This is a genomic window from Burkholderia sp. Ac-20349 (assembly GCF_017104865.1).
GTDB lineage: Bacteria > Pseudomonadota > Gammaproteobacteria > Burkholderiales > Burkholderiaceae > Burkholderia > Burkholderia aenigmatica.
Map to the genome: position 1 here is coordinate 1 of NZ_JAAGPM010000095.1, position 24,755 is coordinate 24,755.

General features: G+C 66.7%; 21 protein-coding genes, 2 pseudogenes and 1 riboswitch. Of the genes and pseudogenes, 12 read left to right on the forward strand and 11 right to left on the reverse strand.

The genetic code is table 11. The features are described from left to right. The first annotated feature begins 612 nt into the window (after positions 1–612). Positions 613–2,037, forward strand: a complete 1,425-nt coding sequence (locus G3N61_RS26275) for a DHA2 family efflux MFS transporter permease subunit (RefSeq protein ID WP_043180837.1) — start codon at positions 613–615, stop codon at positions 2,035–2,037. 267 nt (positions 2,038–2,304) lie between these two features. Here the strand turns inward: G3N61_RS26275 and G3N61_RS26280 are convergent, their stop codons facing one another. The 3 genes from G3N61_RS26280 to G3N61_RS26290 all read right to left on the reverse strand — a co-directional run bounded on the left by G3N61_RS26280 (position 2,305) and on the right by G3N61_RS26290 (position 5,741). Next, positions 2,305–3,048 (reverse strand): 2OG-Fe(II) oxygenase, encoded by a 744-nt coding sequence (locus tag G3N61_RS26280; RefSeq protein WP_179258757.1) that lies wholly within the window; start codon positions 3,046–3,048, stop codon positions 2,305–2,307. A gap of 326 nt (positions 3,049–3,374) precedes the next feature. After that, entirely contained in the window at positions 3,375–4,967 is a 1,593-nt protein-coding gene (locus tag G3N61_RS26285; protein ID WP_205823951.1) for an inorganic phosphate transporter, read from the reverse strand. A gap of 186 nt (positions 4,968–5,153) precedes the next feature. Continuing rightward, positions 5,154–5,741, reverse strand: a complete 588-nt coding sequence (locus tag G3N61_RS26290) for a histidine phosphatase family protein (protein ID WP_205823952.1) — start codon at positions 5,739–5,741, stop codon at positions 5,154–5,156. Between the two features lie 45 nt (positions 5,742–5,786). Further along, a riboswitch (cobalamin riboswitch) is annotated at positions 5,787–5,929 on the forward strand. 32 nt (positions 5,930–5,961) lie between these two features. On the opposite strand from G3N61_RS26290, the gene G3N61_RS26295 reads away from it, so the two are divergent. Beyond that, a complete protein-coding gene (locus G3N61_RS26295; RefSeq protein ID WP_011353973.1) occupies positions 5,962–6,171 on the forward strand; it encodes a CbtB-domain containing protein in 210 nt (69 codons plus the stop codon). A gap of 13 nt (positions 6,172–6,184) precedes the next feature. Next, positions 6,185–6,907, forward strand: coding sequence for a CbtA family protein (locus G3N61_RS26300; RefSeq protein ID WP_043180826.1), 723 nt, complete (start codon positions 6,185–6,187; stop codon positions 6,905–6,907). Between the two features lie 22 nt (positions 6,908–6,929). On the opposite strand, the gene G3N61_RS26305 is transcribed toward G3N61_RS26300, so the two are convergent. Further along, complete coding sequence (locus G3N61_RS26305) at positions 6,930–7,838, reverse strand: LysR family transcriptional regulator (RefSeq protein ID WP_205823953.1); 909 nt, start codon at positions 7,836–7,838, stop codon at positions 6,930–6,932. 126 nt (positions 7,839–7,964) lie between these two features. Here G3N61_RS26305 and metE point away from each other — a divergent pair, with 126 nt between their 5' ends. The 4 genes and pseudogenes from metE to G3N61_RS26325 all read left to right on the forward strand — a co-directional run. Beyond that, positions 7,965–10,259 (forward strand): 5-methyltetrahydropteroyltriglutamate--homocysteine S-methyltransferase, encoded by a 2,295-nt coding sequence (metE, locus tag G3N61_RS26310; protein ID WP_205823954.1) that lies wholly within the window; start codon positions 7,965–7,967, stop codon positions 10,257–10,259. Between the two features lie 131 nt (positions 10,260–10,390). After that, positions 10,391–10,645: pseudogene (gene glyA / locus G3N61_RS26315) on the forward strand (serine hydroxymethyltransferase); the annotation flags it as partial. Positions 10,646–10,708: 63 nt separating this feature from the next. Beyond that, positions 10,709–11,011, forward strand: coding sequence for a hypothetical protein (locus G3N61_RS26320; protein ID WP_205823955.1), 303 nt, complete (start codon positions 10,709–10,711; stop codon positions 11,009–11,011). Next, positions 11,010–11,348: pseudogene (locus G3N61_RS26325) on the forward strand (epoxyqueuosine reductase QueH); the annotation flags it as partial. The gene G3N61_RS26320 and the pseudogene G3N61_RS26325, both read left to right, overlap by 2 nt. 18 nt (positions 11,349–11,366) lie before the next feature. Here the strand turns inward: G3N61_RS26325 and G3N61_RS26330 are convergent. The 3 genes from G3N61_RS26330 to speB all read right to left on the reverse strand — a co-directional run bounded on the left by G3N61_RS26330 (position 11,367) and on the right by speB (position 15,377). After that, positions 11,367–12,866 carry a cytosine permease gene (locus G3N61_RS26330; RefSeq protein WP_205823956.1) on the reverse strand — a complete coding sequence of 500 codons (1,500 nt, stop codon included), beginning with the start codon at positions 12,864–12,866 and terminating at the stop codon, positions 11,367–11,369. Between the two features lie 172 nt (positions 12,867–13,038). Beyond that, on the reverse strand, positions 13,039–14,367 hold the full coding sequence (locus tag G3N61_RS26335) for an MFS transporter (RefSeq protein WP_205823957.1): 1,329 nt from the start codon (positions 14,365–14,367) through the stop codon (positions 13,039–13,041). Positions 14,368–14,420: 53 nt separating this feature from the next. After that, the gene (speB, locus tag G3N61_RS26340; protein WP_006752372.1) at positions 14,421–15,377 is read right to left on the reverse strand and encodes an agmatinase; all 957 of its coding nucleotides are present in this window, start codon (positions 15,375–15,377) and stop codon (positions 14,421–14,423) included. A 139-nt stretch (positions 15,378–15,516) separates the two neighbouring features. On the opposite strand from speB, the gene G3N61_RS26345 reads away from it, so the two are divergent. After that, the gene (locus tag G3N61_RS26345; protein WP_043181461.1) at positions 15,517–16,428 is read left to right on the forward strand and encodes a LysR family transcriptional regulator; all 912 of its coding nucleotides are present in this window, start codon (positions 15,517–15,519) and stop codon (positions 16,426–16,428) included. A 126-nt stretch (positions 16,429–16,554) separates the two neighbouring features. Here G3N61_RS26345 and G3N61_RS26350 read toward each other — a convergent pair whose 3' ends face one another. Then, a complete protein-coding gene (locus G3N61_RS26350) occupies positions 16,555–17,019 on the reverse strand; it encodes an Lrp/AsnC family transcriptional regulator (protein WP_043180815.1) in 465 nt (154 codons plus the stop codon). 134 nt (positions 17,020–17,153) lie between these two features. Here G3N61_RS26350 and G3N61_RS26355 point away from each other — a divergent pair, with 134 nt between their 5' ends. From G3N61_RS26355 to G3N61_RS26365, 3 genes are all read left to right on the forward strand, one after another. Next, positions 17,154–17,780, forward strand: a complete 627-nt coding sequence (locus G3N61_RS26355) for a LysE family translocator (RefSeq protein WP_043180813.1) — start codon at positions 17,154–17,156, stop codon at positions 17,778–17,780. 248 nt (positions 17,781–18,028) lie between these two features. Then, a complete protein-coding gene (locus G3N61_RS26360) occupies positions 18,029–19,636 on the forward strand; it encodes a S53 family peptidase (protein WP_205823958.1) in 1,608 nt (535 codons plus the stop codon). 75 nt (positions 19,637–19,711) lie between these two features. Then, positions 19,712–21,388, forward strand: a complete 1,677-nt coding sequence (locus G3N61_RS26365) for a peptidase S1 (RefSeq protein WP_043180808.1) — start codon at positions 19,712–19,714, stop codon at positions 21,386–21,388. A 75-nt stretch (positions 21,389–21,463) separates the two neighbouring features. Here G3N61_RS26365 and nadE read toward each other — a convergent pair whose 3' ends face one another. The 3 genes from nadE to G3N61_RS26380 all read right to left on the reverse strand — a co-directional run bounded on the left by nadE (position 21,464) and on the right by G3N61_RS26380 (position 23,768). Next, positions 21,464–22,318 (reverse strand): ammonia-dependent NAD(+) synthetase, encoded by an 855-nt coding sequence (nadE, locus tag G3N61_RS26370; protein WP_089451861.1) that lies wholly within the window; start codon positions 22,316–22,318, stop codon positions 21,464–21,466. Positions 22,319–22,528: 210 nt separating this feature from the next. Then, positions 22,529–23,398, reverse strand: coding sequence for a DMT family transporter (locus G3N61_RS26375; RefSeq protein ID WP_089451862.1), 870 nt, complete (start codon positions 23,396–23,398; stop codon positions 22,529–22,531). 184 nt (positions 23,399–23,582) lie between these two features. After that, positions 23,583–23,768 (reverse strand): hypothetical protein, encoded by a 186-nt coding sequence (locus G3N61_RS26380; protein ID WP_006480515.1) that lies wholly within the window; start codon positions 23,766–23,768, stop codon positions 23,583–23,585. 208 nt (positions 23,769–23,976) lie between these two features. Here G3N61_RS26380 and G3N61_RS26385 point away from each other — a divergent pair, with 208 nt between their 5' ends. Further along, positions 23,977–24,735 carry a DeoR/GlpR family DNA-binding transcription regulator gene (locus G3N61_RS26385; RefSeq protein ID WP_089451863.1) on the forward strand — a complete coding sequence of 253 codons (759 nt, stop codon included), beginning with the start codon at positions 23,977–23,979 and terminating at the stop codon, positions 24,733–24,735. Positions 24,736–24,755 lie beyond the last annotated feature (20 nt).

Genomic DNA, 24,755 nt, shown 5'->3' on the forward strand with positions numbered 1-24,755 from the left:
GACCGTGAAACGACTCTACGCCGATGATAGTGCGGATTCCCGTGTGAAAGTAGGTAATCGTCAGGCTCCCTAAGCCAGAAACCCCCGCCCGAAAGGCGGGGGTTTTTGCATTGGCGCGACGGAAATGTGCATGGGGCCGGGAGGGCAGCCTGGCGGGAACTAGGCGCCGGATGAGTCGATCCTGGCACCAGCCGTTCTCGAGCGATCCTCACGCTGCGCACCTGAAATCACCCAGTGCGTTCCGCTGCACATCACATCAATCCCCCTCCAGTTGGCGCCCAGCTAATATCGTTCCTTCTACGCGCGAGTTTGTAATGGGCGACGATGCGCGACGTTCGTCGGAAATGCTCGATGAATGACTCGATTTAGCGAAAGATTTCCTGAGCCCTTCATCCTTCGGCGCGTTGCGTCGGCCTGATCATAGGCGTCATTCGGCGAACGCAATCTGAATTCGTCAAAGAAATCTATGCGCATAAAGTCCATCCGCGCGACATGCTCAGCAGAGCGGGGTGCAAGCCCTTCGGGGTAATATCGCCATTCGTCCCGATTCCCGGTGCTTCCAGGTACCCGCTGGCAGTCGGTGTCCTCCGTATTCCGTCTCCCGCATCGTTCATGACTGCCCGCTCTGCCCATAGTGATAGGACGACCGACTTCTTGCCGTATCTCGTCGCGGCGACCTTCTTCATGGAGTACCTCGACACGACCGTGATCGCGACTGCGCTGCCGCAGATGGCGAACTCGTTCGGCGTCGGGCCGAACGCACTGAGCCTCGGGATGACGGCCTACATGCTCGCGCTCGCGGTGTTCATCCCGATCAGCGGCTGGATCGCGGACCGATACGGTTCGCGCACGGTGTTCGGGAGCGCGATCGTGATCTTTACCGGTGCGTCCGTACTGTGCGGGCTGTCCAATGGCGTCGTGGCGTTCACGGCTGCGCGGCTGCTGCAGGGCGTCGGCGGGGCGATGATGGTGCCGGTCGGGCGAATGATCGTCGTGCGCAGCACGGAGAAGGCGAAGCTGATGCGCGCGATCGCGACGATCACGTGGCCCGGCATCGTTGCGCCAGTCGTCGGGCCACCGATCGGCGGTTTCATCACGACCTATGCATCGTGGCGATGGATCTTCCTGCTGAACGTGCCGTTCGGCATCGCGGCGCTGGTCTGCACGTGGCTGATCGTCCGCAACACGCGCGCCGACGAGCAACGGCCGCTCGACTGGGTCGGCTTCGTGCTCGCGGGCGGTGCGTTGACGTGCCTGTTGATCGGCACCGAAACGGCCGGCCAGCAGGATGCGCAGTTTGCCCGCGCGGGCCTGCTCGTGGGCGCGAGCGTGCTGTTCGGCATCGCCGCCTGGCTGCATGCGCGACGGTGCGAGCATCCGCTGCTCGACTTCACGACGCTGAAGGTGCCGACGTTCTCGGTCACGGTGATCACCGGCTCGGTCACGCGCATGGCGATCAATGCCGTGCCGTACCTGCTGCCGCTGTTGTTCCAGATCGGCTTCGGGCTGTCGCCGTTCCAGTCCGGCCTGCTGCTGCTCGCCAGTGCGCTTGGCAACCTCGGCATGAAGGCAGGCACGTCGTGGATACTCGACCGTTTCGGCTTCCGGCGCGTCGCGCTCGTCGACGTAACGATCGTCGGCTTCTTCACGATTGCGTGCGGGTGGCTGACCGCGTCGACGCCGCTGGCGATCACGCTGCTTGTCGTGTTCGTGTACGGACTGACGCGGTCGATGCAGTTCACGACGCTTGCGACGTTGGCCTATGCGGATATCCCGGCCCAGCAGACGAGTGCCGCCAGTACGCTGTGGAGCGCTGCGCAGCAGATGACGATCGGGATGGGCATCGCGTTCGGCGCGTTGTCGCTGCGGGTGGCAGCGCTGGCGCGCGGCGATGCGACGGGCGTTCACTACGTGCTCGACGATTTCCGCTGGGCGTTCGTCGCCGCGGGCGTACTCGCGTTACTCACGTTACCGGGATATGCACGGCTGGCGGCCAATGCGGGCGATCGGCTGCGAGCGGGCATGGCGCGCGGGTAAGCCGGCCCGTCGCTCACGTTTGCGCGGCGGTCGGTGCGGGTTTTCGTTTCCGCTCGCGCACCTATGGGCGAGGCGCGACTCGGCGCGATACGCGACTTTCGCGACGATGGTAGTGTGATGCGGGAACGTCCGTGCATTTTATGCGCTAATCTGCCGCCGAACCGCCGAACCGCCGAACCGCCGAACCGCCGAACCGCCGAACCGCCGAACCGCCGAACCGCCGAACCGCCGAACCGCATCGCCTCTCCCCGTGCGTGGCGATAGACGTCACTGCGCGTCGTGAAAGATGATGCCGACCGTATGACGATGACCGGCCCGGATGCGGCTCACGCCGTGACGCAGGTTGACGCGGTAAACGCCGCGCGTACCCTGCACCGGTCTGCCGTGGACCGCGAAAATCACCGCGTCGCCTTGTGTCAGCGGCACCACTTCCGCACGCGACTGCATGCGCGGCCGCTGTTCCGTCAGGACGAACTCCCCGCCCGTGAAATCGCGCCCCGGCGCCGACAGCAGGATGGCGACCTGGAGCGGGAACACGTGCTCGCCGTAGAGATCCTGATGGAGGCAGTTATAGTCGTCCGGGCCGTATTGCAGGATCAGCGGGGTCGGCCGTGTCTGTCCCGCTGCGTGGCAACGATCGAGGAAGCTCGCATGGTCGTCGGGATACCGGGCGTCGATGCCGAGCGCCTGGTTCCAGCGATTCGCGATCGGCGCGAGATGCGGGTAGATCGTCGCACGCAACTCGGCAATGAGCGGAGGCAGCGGATAGGCGAAATACTTGTATTCGCCGCGCCCGAAGCCGTGCCGCGCCATGACGACGCGCGATCGGTAGAGCCCGTCATCCGGATAGCGCGACGCGAGCGCATCGCATTCGTGCGCGGACAGCAGGCCCGGCACGCGCGCGCATCCGTGGCGATCCAGTTCGGCAGCGACGGCTGCCCAGTCAAGCGCGTTCGTGCGTTGTGCGATGTCGTCGGATTCGACCGCGGGCTGCGGATCGGTACGAGGCACCGACTGGCTTCGCTGCGCGGCAGGCGGCATGAATAGAGGCAGCGAAGCGGTGTCCGGTGGCGTTGCGCGCATGATGGGATCCACGATGAGAGTCGATGGCCCCAGTCTAATGTCGCACGTATGCCAATGCGCTCCAGATCTTGCGCTTCAATTCGAAGAGGGGCGCGCGTGTCGCGCGAAGAAGCCAGGTGGTGCGACACCGGCCGATGCGAAGCGCGGTTCAGTGGAGCCAGGGAGCCGGGCGCGCGTCAGCGGAAAAGCGAGGGTCGAATCTGCACGAAGCGAGGTGAGGCGACCGGCTTTCGCCGGCCGCCGTCGCCGCTCGTTCAGGCCACCGACCGGAACAACCAGTAGAGCCCGCCGGCAAGCACGATCGACGCCGGCAGCGTCAGCACCCACGCCAGCACGAGGCTGCGCACGGTGCCCCATTGCAGCCCGGAGCCGTTCGCCGCCATCGTGCCCGCGACGCCCGACGACAGCACATGGGTCGTCGACACGGGCAATCCGTACACGTCGGCCGCACCGATCGTGAGCATCGCGACGAGTTCGGCCGACGCGCCCTGTCCGTACGTCAGATGCTGCTTGCCGATTTTCTCGCCGACGGTCACGACGATCCGCTTCCAGCCGACCATCGTGCCGAGGCCCAGTGCGATCGCGACCGCAACCTTCACCCACGTCGGAATGAACTTGGTCGCGTGGTCGAGCTGCTTGCGATAGTTGTCGATCGCGAGCTTGTCGTCGGGGGCGAACGCGGGTTGCCCGGATTTCTCGATCAGGCGGATTGCTTCGGACACCAGATACATCGTGTTGCGCACGTTGTCGATGTCGCGTTGCGGCACGGCCGCCATCGAGCCCGACGCGCCGACCGCGGTCGCGAGCGACGTGGACAATTGCTGAACGGCGGGGATCACGGCCGGCGTCAGCTCGCGATGCTGTACGTAGAGCTCGACGTCGGCTCGCGGATTCGCGGACGGTGCGACGCCGTTCGTGTACTTCCCGAACGTCGCGGCTGCCTGGTTCGCGACCGCGACGAACGTCTGCGTCTCGGCCGGCGTGACGGCCTTGTTCAGCGCATAGGCGGTCGGCACCGTGCCGATCAGGATCAGCATGATGAGGCCCATCCCTTTCTGCCCGTCGTTCGAACCGTGCGCGAACGACACGCCCGTGCAGGTCAGGATCAGCAGGCAGCGAATCCAGAACGGCGGCGGCTGATCCTTCGGCGGCTCCTTGTACAGCTCCGGAATCCGCACGAGGGCTTTCAGCACGAGCAGCAGCAGCGCTGCACAGAGGAAGCCGACGATCGGCGAGAGCAGCAGCGACTTGCCGACACCGAGCGCCTGGCCCCAGTCGACGCCGCTCGTGCCGGACGGCCCGTGCATCAGCTGGTTCATCAGCCCGACGCCGATGATCGACCCGATCAGCGTATGCGAGCTCGACGACGGCAACCCGAAGTACCAGGTCGCGAGGTTCCACACGATCGCGGCGATCAGCAGCGCGAACACCATCGCGAAGCCCGCGCCGCTGCCGACCTGCAGGATCAGCTCGACCGGCAGCAGTTGCAGGATGCCGAACGCGACGGCACCGCTCGAGATCATCACGCCGAGGAAGTTCCATAGGCCCGACCAGATCACCGCGACGTTTGGTGTCAGCGAGTGCGTATAGATCACGGTCGCGACCGCGTTCGCGGTGTCGTGGAAACCGTTGACGAATTCGAAGCCGAGCGCGATCAGCAGTGCAGCGCCGAGCATCAGGTACGGGAACAGCGATCCTTCACGCATCGGCGACAGATCGTCGATCAGGTGCGTGGCGATATAGACCGCACCAATCGCGAGCACCAGCAGGAAGACGGCATAGCCGAGCTGCCTGGTGCGCTCGACGGAACCCGGACTGTTCGGGGTAGACGAAGCAGGTTGATTCATGACGGTATCTCGTAAGGGAACCGCGACCGATCCTAGCTTCGGCTAGCAGTCAGTTTGATGACAGTAAGGGATGGCGAACGGTGGGGCTTGCGGCGACGTAAGCTGAACATCGCCATGCGATTGCGATACGACACAACACGTCGGCTGGCGTCGTGGTCCATTTCGCGAACGCAACACGGCAGGAGGCTAGGCGCCAGTGTCGCGCCGATCGCCGTCCGCGATCAACATCCAGCCGTGCGGCGACGCAGCGAATGTCGTGCACGATAGCGGCGCCACGTCGATGCGGGTTGCCGCGCCGGAATCCATCCGCAGCGCATGCGCGACGGCCGCACGCACGATCGGCGCATGCGTGATGGCGACGATGTCTCGGCCGTGTTGCAGCGCGTTCAACCATGTGCCGACGCGGCGCATGGCTGCATCGAACGATTCGCCGCCGTGCGGCGACGCCAACGGATCGCCGATCCACGCGCCCAGCTCGTCAGGCTGGTCGCGCGCGAGGTCGTGCAGCCGCTTGCCGCGCCAGTTTCGGTAATCGATGTCGCGCAGCGCGTCGTCGATGTCGGCGTGCAGGCCGAGCGCATCGGCGGTCTGCACCGCACAGCGCGCCGGGCTGCACAGCACGAGCGAGCCGGCGACGTCCGTCCACCGGTCGCGCAGCGCCGCGGCGTCGGCGAGCCCGTGCGCGTCGAGCAGATCGTCGTCGGGAAACGTGCCGGTGCGCATCGCCCGGGTCGATGCGTGTGCAATCAGGCGCAGCGAGGCGTGCAGGTTCATGTGGGTTGTCGGGGGAGCCGGGACGGGCGCGTTCGCCCATTTTTCGCTGCTTCAACACGCGAACGTTCGCGCGTACAATTCGCCCGATACGAAACGCGGAAGCCGGTGCAATTCCGGCGCGGTCGCGCCACTGTAACCGGTGATCCATGATCCCGGAAGCCAGACCTGCCTTCGTACCCATCCAACATTTGTCGGGGCGCGATTCCCCTGAGGTGCATCCATGAGCGAAGCAGTGCTGAAGCCGGCGGTCGTACCGGCGCCCATCCCCGTCCGTGAACTGTTGCCGTGGGCCGTGTTCGTCGGCCTGATCCTGCTGCTCGCGATTTATTTCGTCGGCGCGGAACAAGGCGCAACGTCGCTCGTGCCGGGCATGTACGTGCACGAGTTCGTCCACGACGGTCGCCATCTGCTCGGCTTCCCCTGCCACTGACGCGGAGTTCACGATGGTCGGAAAGCTGCTCATGCGCGGGATGCTCGCAGGCATCGCCGCAGGCCTCCTCACGTTCGGTTTCGCGAAAATCGTCGGCGAACCGCAAGTCGATCAGGCGATCTCCTTCGAAGAAAAACTCGACGCCGCCAAGGGCGACGCGCCGGAACCCGAGCTGGTGAGCCGCCACACGCAGGCCGGCTTCGGCCTGCTGACGGGCGTCGTGACCTATGGCGCGGCGTTCGGCGGGCTGTTCTCGCTGGTCTTTGCATATGCTTATGGTCGCGGCAGCCGTCTCCCGGCACGACCGCTGGCCGCGTGGCTCGCGCTGGCGGCGTTCATCGCGCTCGTGATCGTGCCGAACATCAAGTACCCGGCCAATCCGCCATCGGTTGGAGACCCCGACACGATCGGCTATCGCACGGGCCTGTTCTTCCTGATGATCGCGATCTCGATCGCGACGATGGTGTTCTCGGTCAGCGTGCGCCGCCATCTGCTCGCGAAGCTCGGGCAATGGAACGCGTCGATCGTCGCGGGGCTCGTGTTCATCGTGATCATCGCGGCCGTGCAGCTCGGGCTGCCGTCGATCAACGAAGTGCCGGCTGCCTTCCCGGCCGTCGTGCTGTGGAAGTTCCGCGCCGCGGCGATCGGCATGCAGGTGATCATGTGGACGACGATCGGCCTGCTGTTCGGCGCATGGGTCGAGCGCGGCGAACGTATCGGCATGCGCGCCGCCTGACGCGCACTGCCACGGGGCGCGCCTAGCGCAGCATGCGCGGCGCGCCCCACGTCGATTCGCGCGCCAGCGCGACGAACGCGGCCAGATAGTCGATCGACGCATCCGCCTCGCGGATGCCGAGGAAGATCTGTTTCGCGATCCCCTTCTTGCCGAGCTTGACCGGCACGACCGGCATCCGGTCGGCGTATTCGTCGGCCAGCCATCTCGGCAGCGCGGCCACGCCGCGCCCGCTCGCCACCATCTGCAACATGATGTCGGTCGTCTCGATCGACTTGTGCCGCTTCGGCACGATGCCGGCCGGCGTCAAGAACTGGTTGTAGATGTCGAGCCGGTCGGTTTCGACCGGATAGGTGATCAGGATTTCGTCGGTCAGCTGCTCGGGCGTCACGTAATCGGCGTTGGCGAAACGGTGTGCGTCCGCGACCACCAGCACCTGCTCGTAGTCGAACACGGGGTCGAAGCGCAGCCCCGGCTTGTTCAGCGGATCGGGCGTCACGAGCACGTCGATGTCGTAGCCGAACAGCGCGCCGATCCCGCCGAACTGGAAGCGCTGCTTCACGTCGACGTCGACGTCGGGCCAGCGCGACAGGTACGGCGACACGACCTTCAGCAGCCACTGGTAGCACGGGTGGCACTCCATCCCGATACGCAGCGTGCCGCGCTCGCCCTTCGCGTACTGCTTCATCCGCTCCTCGGCCAGCTCGAACTGCGGCAGCAGCCGGTTCGCCAGCTTCAGCAGATACTGCCCGCCCTGCGTTAGCCGCAGGCCGCGCCCCTCGCGATCCCAGATCGGCGTGCCGAGCTGCTGCTCGATTTTCCGGACGGTATGGCTGAGCGCCGATTGCGTGAGGTGCAGCGCGTTGGCGGCCGCAGTCAGCGAGCCCTGGCGCTCGACTTCACGAATGACGACGAGATGGAATCGTTCCAGCATGGTTATCGCTCATCCTGCATGTGCATGAACAACTTTAATGGATAAATGAAATAATGCCATTTTATTTCATGGTTTGAAATACCTATCATGGTTGCCGGACCTTCACTACTTCTGGACGGCAGCGCCATGGTGACGACACACAATCTCGGTTTCCCGCGCATCGGCGCCAAGCGCGAACTCAAGTTCGGCCTCGAACGCTACTGGAAGGGCGAATCGTCGCGCGACGAACTGAAGGCGCTCGGCGCGCAACTGCGCGAGCGTCACTGGAGCGACCAGCGCGACCTCGATCTCGCGCCGGTCGGCGACTTCGCGTTCTACGACCAGGTGCTCGACATGAGCTTCACGCTCGGCAACCTGCCGAAGCGCGTGCAGGGCTTCCACGGCGATGCGCTCGACAACTATTTTCGCGTGGCGCGCGGCCGTTCGGCGCAGTCGGAAGAAGCGCACGCAGCGTGCTGCGGCGGCGTCGCGGCCGGGGAAATGACGAAGTGGTTCGACACGAACTATCACTACATCGTCCCGGAATTCCACGCCGACACGAACTTCTCGCTCGACCCGTCGCGCCTGCTGCTGCAACTCGCCGAAGCGAAGGCGCAGGGCGTGAAGGCGAAGCCGGTGATCATCGGCCCCGTCACGTATCTGTGGCTCGGCAAGGCGAAGGACGACTCGGATCGCCTCGCGCTGCTGCAGAAGCTGCTGCCGGTGTATGGCGCGCTGCTCGACACGCTGACCGCACAGGGCGTCGAATGGGTGCAGATCGACGAACCGATCCTCGTTACCGAGCTCGACGCCGAATGGCAGCAAGCGTTCAAGACCGCGTACGCGGCGCTCGAAACGCGCCGGATCAAGGTGCTGCTCGCGACGTATTTCGGCCAGCTGCAGGGCAACCTCGCGCTCGCCGCGTCGCTGCCGGTCGACGGCCTGCACATCGATGCGATCAACGCCCGTGACGAAATCGACGCGCTGGTGCGCGAACTGCCGGCCGAGCGCGTGCTGTCGGTCGGTGCGATCAACGGTCGCAACATCTGGAAGACGGACCTGAACGCCGCGCTCGACTGGATCGAGCCGCTCGCGACCCAACTGGGCAGCCGTCTGTGGCTCGCGCCGTCGTGCTCGCTGCTGCATGTGCCGGTCGATCTCGCGAGCGAAGAGAAGCTCGACGCCGAGATCCGCGCGTGGCTCGCGTTCGCGCTGCAGAAGCTCGACGAACTGAAGGTGCTCGCGACCGCGCTGAACCAGGGCCGCGACAAGGTCGCCGATGCGCTGGCCGCGAACGCCGCCGCGATCCAGTCGCGCCGCCATTCGCCGCGCGTGAACAACCCGGCGGTGAAGGCTGCGATTGCCCGGATCGACGCGCAGCTCGGCAACCGCGTGAGCCCCTATACGCAGCGCGCGCCGAAGCAGTCGGCACGCCTGAACCTGCCGGCGTTCCCGACGACGACGATCGGCTCGTTCCCGCAGACCGGCGAAATCCGCCAGGCCCGCAGCCAGTTCAAGGCCGGCGTGCTGGATGAAGCAGGCTACCGCGCGGCGATGCAGGCTGAAATCGAACGCAGCGTGCGCGAGCAGGAAGCGCTGGAACTCGACGTGCTCGTGCACGGCGAAGCCGAGCGTAACGACATGGTCGAATACTTCGGCGAGCAGCTCGACGGCTATGCGTTCAGCCAGTTCGGCTGGGTGCAGTCGTACGGTTCGCGCTGCGTGAAACCGCCGATCCTGTTCGGCGACATCAGCCGCCCAAAGGCGATGACGGTCGAGTGGATCACGTATGCGCAGTCGCTGACGAACAAGCCGATGAAGGGCATGCTGACCGGCCCCGTGACGATCCTGAACTGGTCGTTCGTGCGTGACGACCAGCCGCGCTCGGTGTCTTGCTACCAGCTCGCGCTGGCGATCCGCGAGGAAGTGCTCGATCTCGAGAAGGCCGGTGTGCGCGTGATCCAGATCGACGAGGCCGCGCTGCGCGAAGGGCTGCCGCTGCGCCGTGCGCAGTGGGGCGAATACCTGAAGTGGGCGGTCGAATCGTTCCGCATCACCGCGAACGGTGTGCAGGACGATACGCAGATCCACACGCACATGTGCTATTCGGAGTTCAACGACATCATCGCGTCGATCGCCGACATGGACGCGGACGTGATTACGATCGAGACGTCGCGCTCGGACATGGAGCTGCTCGACGCGTTCGACAACTTCAAGTATCCGAACGAAATCGGGCCGGGCGTGTACGACATCCACTCGCCGAACATCCCGACGCAGGACCACATCGTCAGCCTGATGAAGAAGGCGGCCGAGCGGATTCCAGCGGAACGCCTGTGGGTGAACCCGGACTGCGGCCTGAAGACGCGCCAGTGGGCGGAAGTGATTCCGGCGCTGACGAACATGGTCGCCGCCGCGAAGACGCTGCGCAACCAGATGCAGTAACGCGCGAACGCTGCGTGCCTGCTGCCCGGATCGATGATCCGGCGGCGGGTGTCGCACGGATCGAGATCGTCCCGGGCCGGCCCCGGGACGTGTCGCTTCCCCTGCTTGTTTTGTTGGATCCCCTTCCTGCCATGTTCGAACGCGGCCACTACCCGCTCGACCCGACCGCCCCGGAACTGTTCGATGCCATCCAGGAAGAAAACCGACGCCAGGAAGATCACATCGAGCTGATCGCGTCGGAAAACGACGCGAGCCCGGCCGTGATGGCCGCGCAGGGTTCGCCGCTCACGAACAAGTACGCGGAAGGTTATCCGGGCAAGCGCTATTGCGGCGGTTGCGAGTACGTCGACGTCGTCGAGCAGTGGGCGATCGAGCGTGTGCGTGCACAGGTCGCCGAGCTGACCAAACGTTTCCCGATGTATTCGTGACAGCACGCTGAGGAGGGCAAGGTGAGAAATGTGGAAAACGACGCGATCGAACGGCTGCTGAAGTCGCTTGACGACGACAGCGACGATTGCCAGGCGATGTACGAAGAGGTCGGCCGTGCGGTGGTGGACCGGCTGCGGCGGACCGATCGGGACGCGTTGCGTACCATTGCCCGCGCGTGGGTTGAATGCGATGAAGCACAAGCCGCGTTGCTCGACCTGGATTTTTCTTCTACGGAACTTGGCGCGGCGAAGGAACGTGGCGAGCTGGCCGATACCACGCTGCGCAATGTGATCGGGAAAGTCGTTTTCAAGGATCCGACATGATTACGATTGCGACGACTGGTTCGCGCGCGTGCGCGGGATGGAGCACGAGCCCGCGCGCGGCGTGCGCTGCAAAATGTGCTTCGACATGCGTTTCGAGCGCACCGCGCGCTATCCAGGGTTGATATCCCGGGAATACAGCTGGCGCCAGGGCGGCGGCTCGGCACGCATGATCGAGATCAGAAAGCGCGAGACGTTTTCTCAGCAGGAGTACTGCGTATATGCGTATTCGCTGCGCGATACCAACCTGCAGCGCGAGGCGAACGGTCGTGAGCCGATCGGGGGCGGCGCGATGTATTACACGAAGGACGCGCCTGAAGTCGGCAATCCGGAACGCTGACGATTGCCGCTTGCTTCGTCACATGCCCTGGTGTCCGGGCGTACCGGTCGGTGCGTCAGGGGTCGGCGTTGCCGCGATCACCTGGCGCTCATGGTCCAGATCGAGCGAGCGGGACAGTAGCCAGTACACGGCCCCCGCGACGACCAGGCCGACGAGCCAGGCGATATCCACGCCACCGAGCAGGCGTGCGAACGGGCCGACGAAGATCTCGCGGTTCGCTTCGGCATCGACGATCGAGAAGACCGGCACCATCGCCCCGAAGCCGACCAGATACGCGACGATGCCGCGCGGTTGCCAGGCGCCGTACAGGCCGCCCGGCGTGAAGAAATGCGCGATCGCATAGTGGCCGCGTCGCACGAAGAAATAGTCGACGAGGTTCACCGCGGTCCACGGCACGAGGAAGTAGAGCATCAGCGTCAGGAACGTTTGCAGCAGCGCGATGCCGTTGCCGCGGATCGCGAACACGCACGCGAGTACGAACGTGCTGATCGCGACAATCGATGCGACGCGCGCGCGGCGCGTCGGCCGGATCGGCACGATCGAGTCGATACCGGTCAGCACGGTCAGCATCGCGCTGTATGCGTTGAGCGCGATGATCGGCAGGAAGCCGACGAGCGACACGATCGCGATCAGCTTGCCGAGGCCCGGCACGAGCGACGCGCCGACGTCGTTCATCGCGACCAGTGCGTCCGCCGCGTGCAGCTTCTGCGCGAGCCACGCGCCGAGCCCGATCATCCAGGTGCCCGACAGCGATGCACCGGCGAAGATCACCGCGATCAGCTTCGCGCGGCTGGTGTGTTTCGGCAGATAGCGCGAATAGTCGGACACGTAGGGCGCATACGAAATGTTGTAGCTGGCGGCGATCGCAAACTGTGTGGCGAACCCGATCCAGTTGAAGCCCGGTGCGACGGTGGGTACGGCGGCCGGTGCCGGCGCCGCGTGACCGAACGCGAGCGCGAGCGTGACGAGCGCATAGAGCGGCAGAGTCGCGATCAGTGCCCACGTGAAGGTTCGGTGCATCAGGTCGTGCCCGTAGATCGCGAGCAGCGCGCCGGTCGCGACGGCCGCGATCGCGACGAAACCGCCGTCGATCCCGAACACGTTGTGCACGCCGTCGACCAGCAGCGATACGTTGACGACGTTGAAGCCGACGAACACGAACAGCGTCGCGAGCAGCGCGACGATCACGCCGCGATAGCCGAATTGCGCACGAGACTGGATCATCTGCGGCAGCCCCATCTCGGGGCCCTGCGAGCCGTGAAACGCCATGAAGATCGTGCCGAACATGATCCCGAGCGCGCCCGCGAGCGTCGTCCAGCCGGCGGACAGGCCCATGCCGGGCCCGACGAAGCCGATCGAGATCGTGAAGAAATGGAAGTTGCCGAGGAACCAGAACGGCCCCTGGCTCGCGAGCTTCGCGTGGCGTTCGTGTTCCGGAATGTAGTCGATCGAGTGGTGCTCGATCGCCAGGCCGGCCGATTCGGTGTGGCCGAGATCGAGCGTGTCGGGGCGGTTCATGGCGGTCGTGTCTCCTGGGTCGCACGCGATTCGGCAAGGCGACCGCGTGCGCCTGCCTGCCGCGACGCCGTCGAGGCAGGCGATGAATGCGGGGTGAGGCAGGCGGTGCGGCGCACCGCCGGGCTGCCTAATGAAAAACGGGCAGGCGAGGTTGCCTGCCCGTTGCGGGACGTTACGCGGTGCGCGCGCCGCGCGGCAGCGGCACTTCTTCCTTCCGGCTCGGCGCACCCACATCGTCGATGCTGACGCGGCGCGAGATCAGCCACACGCACAGCGACGACAGGAGCGCGGCGCTCGTGTACTGGAGCGCGAGCGGCCACCATTGCGGCGCGGTGTTCTGCGCGATGATGGTCGCGACCAGCGGCGTGAGGCCGCCGGCGAGCGCGCCGCACACCTGGTACGCGATCGAGATCGCCGTGTAGCGGATCCGCGCGACGAAGATGCCGCTGACGAAGCCCGCGACCACCGCGTAGTAGCCCGATTCCGCGAGCGTCGCGAGGCCGACGCCGACCGTGATCGACAGCGGCGTGCCCATGTGCACGAGCGGCAACATCAGAAACGGGACGATCGCTGCCCATGCGCCGGTGATCAGCAGCACGCGCGTGGTGCCGAAGCGCTGCGCGAGGAACGCGGCCGCGAGCTGCACGACGAACTGCAGCACCGCGACGATCGTCATGCAATGCAGCACCATCGACCGGTCGAGCGACAGGAACTGCGTCGCGTAGCTGATCATGAAGATGTTGCTGAAATACACGCCGGCGATGCCATACACGTTCGCGCCGATCGCGAGCAGCAGCAGCGGCCAGTACTTGAGCGCTTCACGCAGCGGTTTTTGCGCGATGTTGCCGCTCTTCTTGATCTCTTCGAACTCGGGCGATTCCGACACGCTCGCACGGATCACGAAGCCGACGATCAGCAGCACGGAGCTCGCGAGGAACGGCACGCGCCAGCCCCAGCTCATCATGTCTTCCTTCGACAGGGTGCTGATCGCGCCGAACGCGAGCATCGACAGGATCAGGCCGCTCGCGCTGCCGAGCTGCGCGAACGATGCGAAGAACGTGCGCTTGCCTTCCGGCGCATGCTCGCCGGCGAGCAGCACCGCGCCGCCCCATTCGCCGCCGACCGCGATGCCTTGCAGCACGCGCATCAGCACGAGCAGGATCGGTGCGATCACACCGGCCTGCGCATGGGTCGGCAGCAGGCCGATCGCGACGGTCGACACGGCCATCAGCATCAGCGTTGCAAGCAACGAGCGCTTGCGGCCGAAGCGGTCGCCGAGATAGCCGAACATCACGCCGCCGAGCGGCCGCGCGAAGAAGCCGACCGCGAACGAGCCGAACGACGCGAGCAGGCTGATGAAGCGGTTTTCGCCGGGGAAGAACAGCGGCCCGAACACGATGGCGGCGGCGGTCGCGTAGCTATAGAAGTCGTACCACTCGATCGTGGTGCCGACGAACGACGCGAGCGCCGCCCGCTTGGGTTGCTTGACGGAAGTCCCCATCTTGATTTGTGCTCCTCTGAATCTTCTGATTTGGAATAGTCGTGGCGCGGGGATCAGTCGCGGTACGCGACGCCCGGCAGCACGCACAGCAGCTCGTATGCGAGGTTTGCGCCGAGCAGCGCCGTGGTGCCGAACGGGTCGTACGGCGGCGCGACTTCGACGAGATCGCAGCCGACGATGTTCAGCCCCTTCGCGCCGCGGATGATCTCGAGCGCCTGCGGCACCGTGAGGCCCGCGATTTCCGGCGTGCCGGTGCCCGGCGCGTAGGCCGGGTCGATGCCGTCGATGTCGAAGCTGATGTAGACGGGCGTGTCGCCGACGCGTGCGCGCACTTCTTCCATCAGCGGCGCGAGCGACTTGTTCCAGCACTCCTCTGCCTGGACGACGCGGAAGCCCTGCTCGCGGCACCAGTCGAAATCCTCGGCGGCGTAGCCCGTGCCGCGCAGGCCGATCTGCGTGACCTTGTCGCCGTGCAGCAGGCCTTCTTCGACCGCGCGGCGGAACGGCGTGCCGTGCGCGATCTTTTCGCCCATCATCGTGTCGTTCACGTCGGCGTGTGCATCGACGTGGATCAATGCAACCTTGCCGTGCTTGCGGTGGATCGCGCGCAGGATCGGCAGCGCGATCGTATGGTCGCCGCCGAGCGTGATCGGCTTGCAGTCGTGCTCGAGGATCGCGTCGTACGCGGCTTCGATGCGCGCGATGGAATCGTGCAGGTTGTACGGATTGATCGCGACGTCGCCGATGTCGGCGATCTGCAGCGAATCGAACGGCGCGGCGCGTGTCGCCATGTTGTACGGGCGCAGCAGCACGGATTCGGTGCGGATCTGGCGCGGGCCGAAGCGCGCGCCGGTGCGGTTGGAGGTGCCGAGATCGAACGGCACGCCGACGAAACAGGCGTCGAGGCCTGCGGCGCTTGCCACGTGCGGCAGGCGCATCATCGTCGCGATACCGCCGCAGCGCGGCATTTCATTGCCGCCGAGCGGCTGGAAATGGGTGTGGTCGTTCATGGGCTGTCTCTTCCGATGTGGGGTTGCCGTATCATGCGACGCGGCTTGGCGCACAGTTTTACGCGCTCGGGCCGGAAAGAAGAATGCGAAGATATCGACGTAAACATCGATTCTCATCGATGTATGGAAGGGGATGAGCGTGCTGGGGAATCTGTCGACCCTCGATCTGCGGTTGATCCGCGTATTTCTCGCGGTCACGGACGCAGGCGGCGTATCGGCCGCGCAGGCGGTGCTGAACGTCGGGCAGTCGACGATCAGCGCGCAGCTGTCGTCGCTCGAGACGCGGCTCGGCTACCGGCTCTGCGAGCGCGGCCGCAGCGGCTTCCGGCTCACGCCGAAGGGCGAGCGGTTCCATGCGATGAGCCGCAAGCTGCTCGCGGCGCTCGACGAATTCGGGATGGCCGCGCGGCACATGGACCGCCAGCTGGTCGGCACGCTGCACATCGGCCTGATCGGCCATACGCCGGTGAGCCAGAACGCGCGGATCGCCGAGGCGATCGCCGCGTTCCGCACCCGCGACGAGGCCGTGCGTTTCTCGATCTCCGTGCGCGCGCCGGGCGATCTCGAGGAAAAACTGCTGAGCGACGAGATCCAGATCGCGGTCGGCTACTTCTGGCACCGGGTGCCGTCGCTGCACTACACGCCGCTGTTCATCGAGCGCCAGGTCGCGTACTGCGGCCGTGGCCATCCGCTGTTCGACGGCGCTGGCGCGCTGACGCCGGCCGACGTCGCGGGCTTCGAATGGGCGTGGCGCTCGTATCCGCTGCCCGAAGCGCAGATGTCGACGACGCCCGACCGCGTGACCGCGACCGCCGACAACATGGAGGCCGTTGCGCTGCTGATCCTGTCCGGCCACCACCTCGGCTATCTGCCGCAGCACTTCGCGGCGCCGTACGTCGCGCAGGGGCTGCTCACGCCGCTCAATCCGGAGCAGTTGCGCTACGACGTGACGTTCCACATGGTCGTCGCGCGCAACGGGCGCGGCAATCCGCTCGTCGAGGCCTTTCTCGAGGATCTCGAACGCGCGCACCAGCCGCCCGACATCGCGTAGGCCGCCGGCATCAACAATGTGGAGGAGTGTTGCGGCCGCATGCCCCGACGCGACCCACATCGATCGGCGTCGAAGTGACGAACCGGCCGCAGGGTGCGGCTTGCGTGTGCGGTCCGCCTGCCGGCATCACGGCACCGGCAGCCCCGCGTCATGCTTGACCTCGCGCAGCGACAGCGCCGATTCGATCGACGTCACGCCGGGCAGCATCCGCAGCGATTCGCGCAGGAACGTGCCGTAATCGTCGAGATCGCGCGCCACGACCTGCAGCAGATAGTCGGCGGTGCCCGCCACGTTGTGGCACGCCAGGATCCGCTCGATGCCGAGCACTTCCCGTTCGAAGCGGTCAGCGGTCTTGCGGTCGTGCGTGGCGAACCGCACGAGCACGAACGCCACGACGCCGAAGCCGAGCGCCTGGCGTGACAGTTGCGCGCGGTAGCGCTCGATGTAGCCGTCGGTTTCGAGGCGCTTCAGGCGCCGCGCGCAAGGGGTCTCGGAGAGGCCCACGGTGTCGGCGAGGCGGGCAATCGGCAGGCGGCCGTCGCGCTGCACCGCGGCAAGGATGGCGCGGTCGGTTTTGTCGAGTTCGGTCATGTTGGCGGATTCCTGGTGCGGATTTGGTGATTGTGGCGGATTCCCCTACAGATCGCCAATCCTGAGCCAAAGATGGCCAATAATCCCTCGTCCTCTGGCGGCAACATATCGTCGTAAGAGGACAGGGGCAGACCATGATTTCCACGCATTTGCTGTTGATTTATCTCGCCGCGCTGGCGGCCATCTATGCGGTGCCGGGGCCGGACATGGCGCTGGTGCTGCAGACCAGCATCGGCCGCGGCGTGCGGCCAGGGATGGCGGCGGCGGCCGGCCTGTCGCTCGCCCGCACCGCGCACGTGACGCTGTCCGCCTGCGGCGTCGCGGCGCTGATCCGCAGTGCGCCGTGGCTTTACGAAGTGATCCGCTACGGCGGCGCGCTCTATCTCGCCTATGTCGCGATACAGGTGTTCCGTTCGCCCGTGTTCGCACTCGGCGACGGCGACGCGGCGGCCTCGGCGGGCGAACTGCGCCAGTCGTTCGTGAAGGGCCTGCTCACCAACCTGCTGAACCCGAAGGCGCTGCTGTTCTGCTCGGTGCTGCTGCCGCAGTTCGTGCGCCCCGAGGCCGGGCCGGTCGTGTTGCAGATGTTCGAGCTGGGCGCGCTGCTGGTGGCGGCGGGCGTGTGCTTCGACCTCGCGTGCGTGTTCGGCGCGTCGCGGATCGCCGCGTGGATGCGCGCGCATCCGCTCGCGCAGACGGTGCAGCGCTGGACGTTTTCCGCAGCGCTGATCGGCTTTGCGCTGCGCCTGTCGATGGACTGAGCGCCGATGCGGCGTCGCGCCGGCGCAAGTCGCGCGGCGCGTCGCCGCACCGGATGCAGGCCGTGCGCAACGCCGGCCCGCGCGTGCGCCCCGTCGCAGAAGGGCGTGCGCGCAAATCGTCTGACTGTTCTAAACTCCCTGTTACTTCGCGCTGCGCGAACCCGACCGACCGAACGGAACCGTCTCCCGCCGGCCCTGTCCGATTTCCTGGCTGTTCCGTGCAACGCGGTACCAAGGAGGGTCTGAACATGGCAAGGCATCTTCACGCCGACCGTGAACCCCGAATCGTCGCCGAGTCCAAGTGCCTCGGCCCGTGCGATCCGGCAGAACGCATCCACGTCACGATCATGTTGCGGCGGCAGGAAGAAGGGCAACTCGATACGCTGCTTCACCAGCTCGCCACCGGCGACGCGCAAGCGAAACCGGTGTCGCGCGCAACCTTCGCGCAACGCTTTTCCGCCAATCCCGACGACATTCGCAAGGCCGAGGACTTCGCTCGTCGTCACCAGTTGACGGTTGATCGCGTCGATCCGGTCGAAAGCGTCGTCGTGCTGTCCGGCACGATCCAGCAGTTCGAAGCCGCGTTCGGCGTCAAGCTCGAGCGCTTCGAGCATCAGTCGATCGGCCAGTATCGCGGCCGCTCCGGCCCGATCGCGCTGCCCGACGATCTCGGCGACGCCGTCACGGCCGTGCTCGGCCTCGACAGCCGCCCGCAGGCGCGGCCGCATTTCCGGTTGCGTCCACCGTTCAAGCCCGCGCGCGGCGGCGCGGCGGGCGTCACGTTCACCCCGATCCAGCTGGCGTCGCTGTATGGCTTTCCGGCCGGCGACGGCGCCGGGCAATGCATCGCGATCATCGAGCTCGGCGGCGGCTACCGCGCGGCCGACATCCAGCAGTATTTCCGCGGGCTCGGCATCACGACGCCGCCGACGCTCGTCGACGTGAACGTCGGCACCGGCCGCAACACGCCGACCGGCGACCCGAGCGGCCCGGACGGCGAAGTCGCGCTCGACATCGAAATCGCCGGTGCGATCGCGCCGGCCGCGAAGATCGCCGTCTACTTCGCGGCGAACAGCGACGCGGGCTTCATCCAGGCCGTCAACGCGGCCGTCAGCGATACGACCAACAAGCCATCGGTGATCTCGATCAGCTGGGGCGGCCCGGAGGCGATCTGGCAGACGCAGTCCGCGCAGGCGTTCAACCGTGTGCTGCAGGCAGCGGCTGCGCAGGGCATCACGGTGTGCGCGGCATCCGGCGACAGCGGCTCGGGCGACGGGCTGCAGGACGGCGCCGATCATGTCGACTTCCCCGCCTCGAGCCCGTACGTGCTCGGCTGCGGCGGCACGCAGCTCGACGCGCTGCCCGGGCAGGGCATCCGCAGCGAGGTCACGTGGAACGACGAGGCGGCCGGCGGCGGCGCGGGCGGGGGCGGCGTCAGCACGCTGTTCGACCTGCCGGCGTGGCAACAGGGGCTGAACGTCACGCGCGCCGACGGCAGCAGCACACCGCTCGCGAAGCGCGGCGTGCCGGACGTCGCCGGCGATGCGTCGCCGCAAACAGGCTACGAAGTGTCGATCGCGGGCACAGCCACGGTGATGGGCGGCACGAGCGCGGTCGCGCCACTGTGGGCCGCGCTGATCGCACGGATCAATGCGGCGGCGAGTGCGGCGGCGGGCGGTGCGACTGCCGGCTGGGTCAACCCGGTGCTCTACAAGAATCCGGGCGCGCTGCGCGACATCACGCAGGGCTCGAACGGCACCTATGCCGCCGCGCAGGGCTGGGATGCGTGCACGGGCCTCGGCAGCCCGAACGGCGCGCAGCTCGCCCCGATCCTGACGCGCAAGCCGTCGAGCTGACGGCCGCCGGTCACGTCTTTCCGTATGGCGCGGGCGGCCTGCCCGCGCCTTTTTCTCACCTCCAGGAGCAGCACGATGGGCATCGATTCCGCATCTTCCGGCGGCGTGTATCCGCTGCATCACGGCGACCACAATTCGCAAGGCGTGCCGCCGACCGTCAACCCGGTCGCGCTCAGCCTCGGCCGCGACCAGCCGTTCTTCGATCCGGTCGCGTACGGCAACGGCCCCGACGACTCTGTGACCGACACGACCGAGGCGGCCGCGATCACGCATCACACGATCCTGATCGACGGGAAGCGCATCGCCTACACGGCGACGGCCGGCCATCTCGTGACGGTCGACCCGAGCAGTTCGCAGCCCGCCGCGAAGCTCTTTTACGTCGCGTTCACGGCCGACGGCGCAAAGGAAGAAACGCGGCCCGTGACGTTCTTCTATAACGGCGGGCCGGGCTCGTCGTCGGTGTTCGTGCTGTTGGGCTCGTTTGCGCCGAAGCGCATCAAGACGTCGATGCCGGGGTTCACGCCGCCCGCGCCGTACCAGATGGAAGACAACCCGGACAGCATGATCGACCACAGCGACCTGGTGTTCATCAACCCGGTCGGCACCGGCTATTCGGCGGCCGTCGCGCCGAACAAGAACCGCAACTTCTGGGGCGTCGACCAGGACGCGGATTCGCTGAAGCAGTTCATCAAGCGCTACCTGACGAAGAACAACCGCTGGAATTCGCCGAAGTACCTGTTCGGCGAATCGTATGGCACCGCGCGCAGCTGCGTGCTCGCGTACAAGCTGCACGAGGACGGCGTCGACCTGAACGGCGTCACGCTGCAATCGTCGATCCTCGACTACCGGCAGGCCGGCAACCCGGTCGGCGCGCTGCCGACCGCGGCGGCCGACGCGTGGTATCACAAGAAACTCGGCGTCACGCCGGCGCCGACCGATCTCGGCGCGTTCGTCGAGGAAGTCGCGCAGTTCTCGCGCACCGACTACCTGAACGCGCTGCGCACGGTCCCGCATGCGGATCCGGCCGCCGTGCAGAAGCTGTCGCAATACACGGGCATCGATACCGCGACGCTGCAATCGTGGAGCCTCAACATCGCCGGCTACGACACGCGCGGCAATTCGCTGTTCCTGACGACGCTGCTGCATGCGCAGGGGCTCGCGCTCGGCTCGTACGACGGTCGCGTGACCGGAATCTCGTCGGGCATCGCCGGCAAGATCGACCCGAACTCGGGCGGCAACGATCCGACGATGACGGCCGTGACGGGCGTCTATACGGCGATGTGGAACAGCTACCTGAACGAGCAGCTGAAGTTCACGTCGAATTCCGCGTTCACCGACCTGAACGACCAGGCGTTCCAGAACTGGGATTTCAGCCACATCGATCCGACCGGCGCGCAGCAGGGCATCGATGCGCAGGGGAACGTGATCCTCTATACGGCCGGCGATCTCGCCGCGGTGATGGCGCTGAACGTCGACCTGAAGGTGCTGTCGGCGAACGGCTTCTACGATTTCGTCACGCCGTTCTACCAGACCGTGATCGACCTGCAGCAGATGCCGCTCGAGGATCAGAAGGTGCGGCAGAACCTGTCCGCGCGTTTCTATCCGTCGGGGCACATGGTGTATCTCGACGGCGGCTCGCGTACCGCGCTCAAGCGCGATCTCGCGACGATGTACGACGCGACGGTCAGCGATACGGGCGCGCGGATGCGGATACGCGCGCTGCAGGCGTCGAAGACGGGCGGGCACGCGTAGCGGTGCCCGTCGGGAGGATGCCGCGCGCAGCCGTAGCGGTGCGCGCGGCGGTATGGTCCGGCCGGGGCGGCCGGCTTATGCCTGTGCAGTCGGCCAGTCGAACATCGTGTACGGCAGCGCGCGCTTGTGGCGCGAAGCGTCGTAGAAGCGCAGCACCGTTTCGTACACGTGGTCGCTGACCGGCTTGCCTTCGAGGAAATCGTCGATCTCGTCGTAGCTCACGCCGTACGCGTGCTCGTCGGGGCGCAGCGGGCGCAGTTCCTCGAGGTCGGCCGTCGGCACCTTCATCACGATCAGTTCCTCGCCACCGAGCGCACGGGCCACCGCGCGCACGCGACGCTTGTTCAGCCCCGCGAGCGGCAGGATGTCCGCGCCGCCGTCGCCGAATTTCGTAAAGAAACCCATCAGCGACTCGGCCGCGTGATCGGTGCCGATCACGATGCCGCGCTGCGCACCGGCCACCGCGTACTGCGCGATCATGCGCTCGCGCGCCTTGATGTTGCCGTGCACGAAGTCCTGCTGCGCCGGCGTGTCGAACACATGGCCGGATGCGGCCAGCGCGCCGAGCATGGCGTCGGCGGCGGGCTTCACGTTGACGGTCAGTTCCTCGTCCGCGCGGATGAACGCGAGCGCGCGCTGTGCATCGGCTTCGTCGTTCTGCACGCCGTTCGGCAAGCGCATCGCAATGAAGCGGGCATCGTAGCCGTCGGCGCGCAGCTTTTCGACCGACAGTTGCGCGAGCCGGCCGGCCGTCGACGAATCGACGCCACCGCTGATGCCGAGCACGTAAGTCCGCAGGCCGGTCGAACGCAGGTATTGCGCGAGGAACTCGACGCGGCGGGCGATCTCGGCCTCGGCGTCGAAGTGCGGGGCGACGTTCAGTTCGGCAATGATCGCGCGTTGGCGGCTGGCGTAATCGGCGGATGTCATGAAGGGAGTTCCGGAACGAAATCAAGGCGCCCATCATAAGCGCAATCGCGGCGCGGCGCCGCGCCGGGCGTGCGATCCGGCGATTTCGCGTTGCTTCGGCGAGACGGGCTGCCTCGCCGTGGTGCACGGTGCGCCGGGCGGGTGCAGGATGCCGCGCGCGGGGCATCCTGGCGCACGGTTCCGATGCGGGTACCGGCCCTGTGGCGCGCGTCAGCGCCGCGCGAGTACGACGCCCACCAGCGCGAGCGCGAAGCCGGCAAGCTGGATCGCGGCGAGCGTTTCGCCGAACAGCCAGTAGCCCTGCAGCGCGGCCAGCGGCGGCGCGAGGAACAGCAGCGATGTCGCACGCGCGGCGTTGCCGCGCCGCAGCATCCACATCAGCATCGAGATTGCGGCGCCGGACAGGAACACGACACCCCACACGAGCGACACCCACAGCGTTGGCGCGCCGATCCAGCGCGTCTCGTGCAGCAGCGCGACGAAGATCGCCGCGACGATGGCCGCACCGAAGTTCTGGATGGCAACGGCCGTGCGCAGGTCGCTCTGCGCGAGCTTGCCTTTCTGGTACAGCGAGCCGGCGGTGATCGAGCCGACCGCGAGCACCGAGACGGCGATGACGAGCCACGCGGGCGCCGCACCCGGCGGCGGCGCGACGCCGCCCGTGACCTTCGGTGCAAGCACGAGTGCGACGCCGGCGAGCCCGAGCGCCATCCCGAACCAGCCGCGCGCGGGCAGGCGCTCGTTGAACAGCGGGACGGCGAGCACGGCGGTGGCGAGCGGCTGCAGCGCGCCGAGCAGCGCCATGACGCCCGCGTTCAGCCCTTGCGCGACGGCCCAGTAGCTCGCGCCGAGATAGACGCCCTGCAGCAGCGCGCCTGCGATCAGGTGACGCGGCCATTCGCGCCGGGCCGGCCACGGCGCGCGCGTGACGAGCGCCACTGCGCCGAACAGCGTGGCCGTACCCGCGAAACGCGCGAGCAGGAACAGGTTGGGATCGGCGTAGGGCTTGATTGCCCGCGCAACGATGAAGCCGGTGGACCAGAGTGCGACGAAGGCGGCGGCGACGATCGAGGTCAGCATGCGTGGCGGGCCGCGAGGCGGCCGGACAGAATCGTAAAGCCAGCCAGTATCGGGGGAAGCGATACCGGCGTCTTGTCGAATCCTGCACTCATGCTGCGTGCCGCGCATGCGGCCGTCGGGCCGGGCGGGGCAGGGGAGGGGCGCCGCCCCGCAGGCGGAGCGGGCGAGCGTGACGCCGCGGGGGTCAGTCGATCGAGAAGGTGTCGAGCGGCTGGTTGGCGCGCGCGTCGGTCGCGAAGCGCGCGGCGAGCTGTTCGTACAGCCGGCGTGCCTCGTCGAGCGTCAGATCGATCCAGTACGGATCGCCGGCCGCGTCGTTGAGTCGTTCGGGCGGAAACTGGATTTCGATCACACTGCCTTTGCGATACATGGCGCGAGCCCCTTTGCTTGGTCTGTCGTTCGGCGAAGCGCAAAGTGTAGCAACCGGCGCCGCGCCGATTCGCGCGCGTCAGGCAATACAGAATTTCGCTTTCGGGAAACGCGGCCGGCCCGGTTTCGCGGCGCAGTCAAATGCCGGTCAAACGGCCGTAATACAATGGTCGGCTTACCCATTACCAGTCGCCTCGGGCGCATACGCGATGCTGGCGGAACAACGTCATCAATTCATCCTGTCGGAGCTCGGACGGTCGGGCGCATTGTCGGTTGCGGAACTCGTCCGCTCGCTCGACGTGTCGCGCGAGACCGTGCGGCGCGACCTGAACGCACTGGCCGCACGCGGCCTGCTCGTGATGACGCACGGCGGCGCGTTGGCGGCCGACCGCCGCGAGCCGAGCCTGTCCGAGCGCGAGGCCGCGAACGCCGAAGCGAAGCGCACGATCGGGCGGCGCGCGGCCGAATTCGTGCCCGACGATGCGTCGGTGCTGATCGATTCGGGCAGCACGCCGCATGCGGTCGCGCTCGCGCTCGCCGACCGGCACCGGCTGTCGATCTACACGAACGACTGGCGCACCGCGTTCGTGCTCGCCCGGCGCAACGGCAACCGCGTGACGCTGCTCGGCGGCGAGTTGTCCGACGACGAGGACGCCACCTTCGGGTTCGACACGATCCAGCAGCTTGCGCAGTACCACGTCGATTTCGCGTTCGTCGGCGCCGGCGGCATCACGCCCGACGGCGAATGCACCGACTACTCGCGGCTCGCGGCCGAGGTGCGCAGCCGGATGATCGCGGCGGCCGGCACCGCGATGATCGTCGCCGATCATTCGAAATTCGGCCGCGTGACGCCCGTGCGGATCAACGGCACGGCGGCCGCCCGCTATCTCGTGACCGAACGCGCGCCCGACAAGGCCGTGCGCCGTGCGCTGACCGCGCGCGGGATCGAGCTGCTCGTGTGCGACTGACGCGCGTCCGACATACAAGG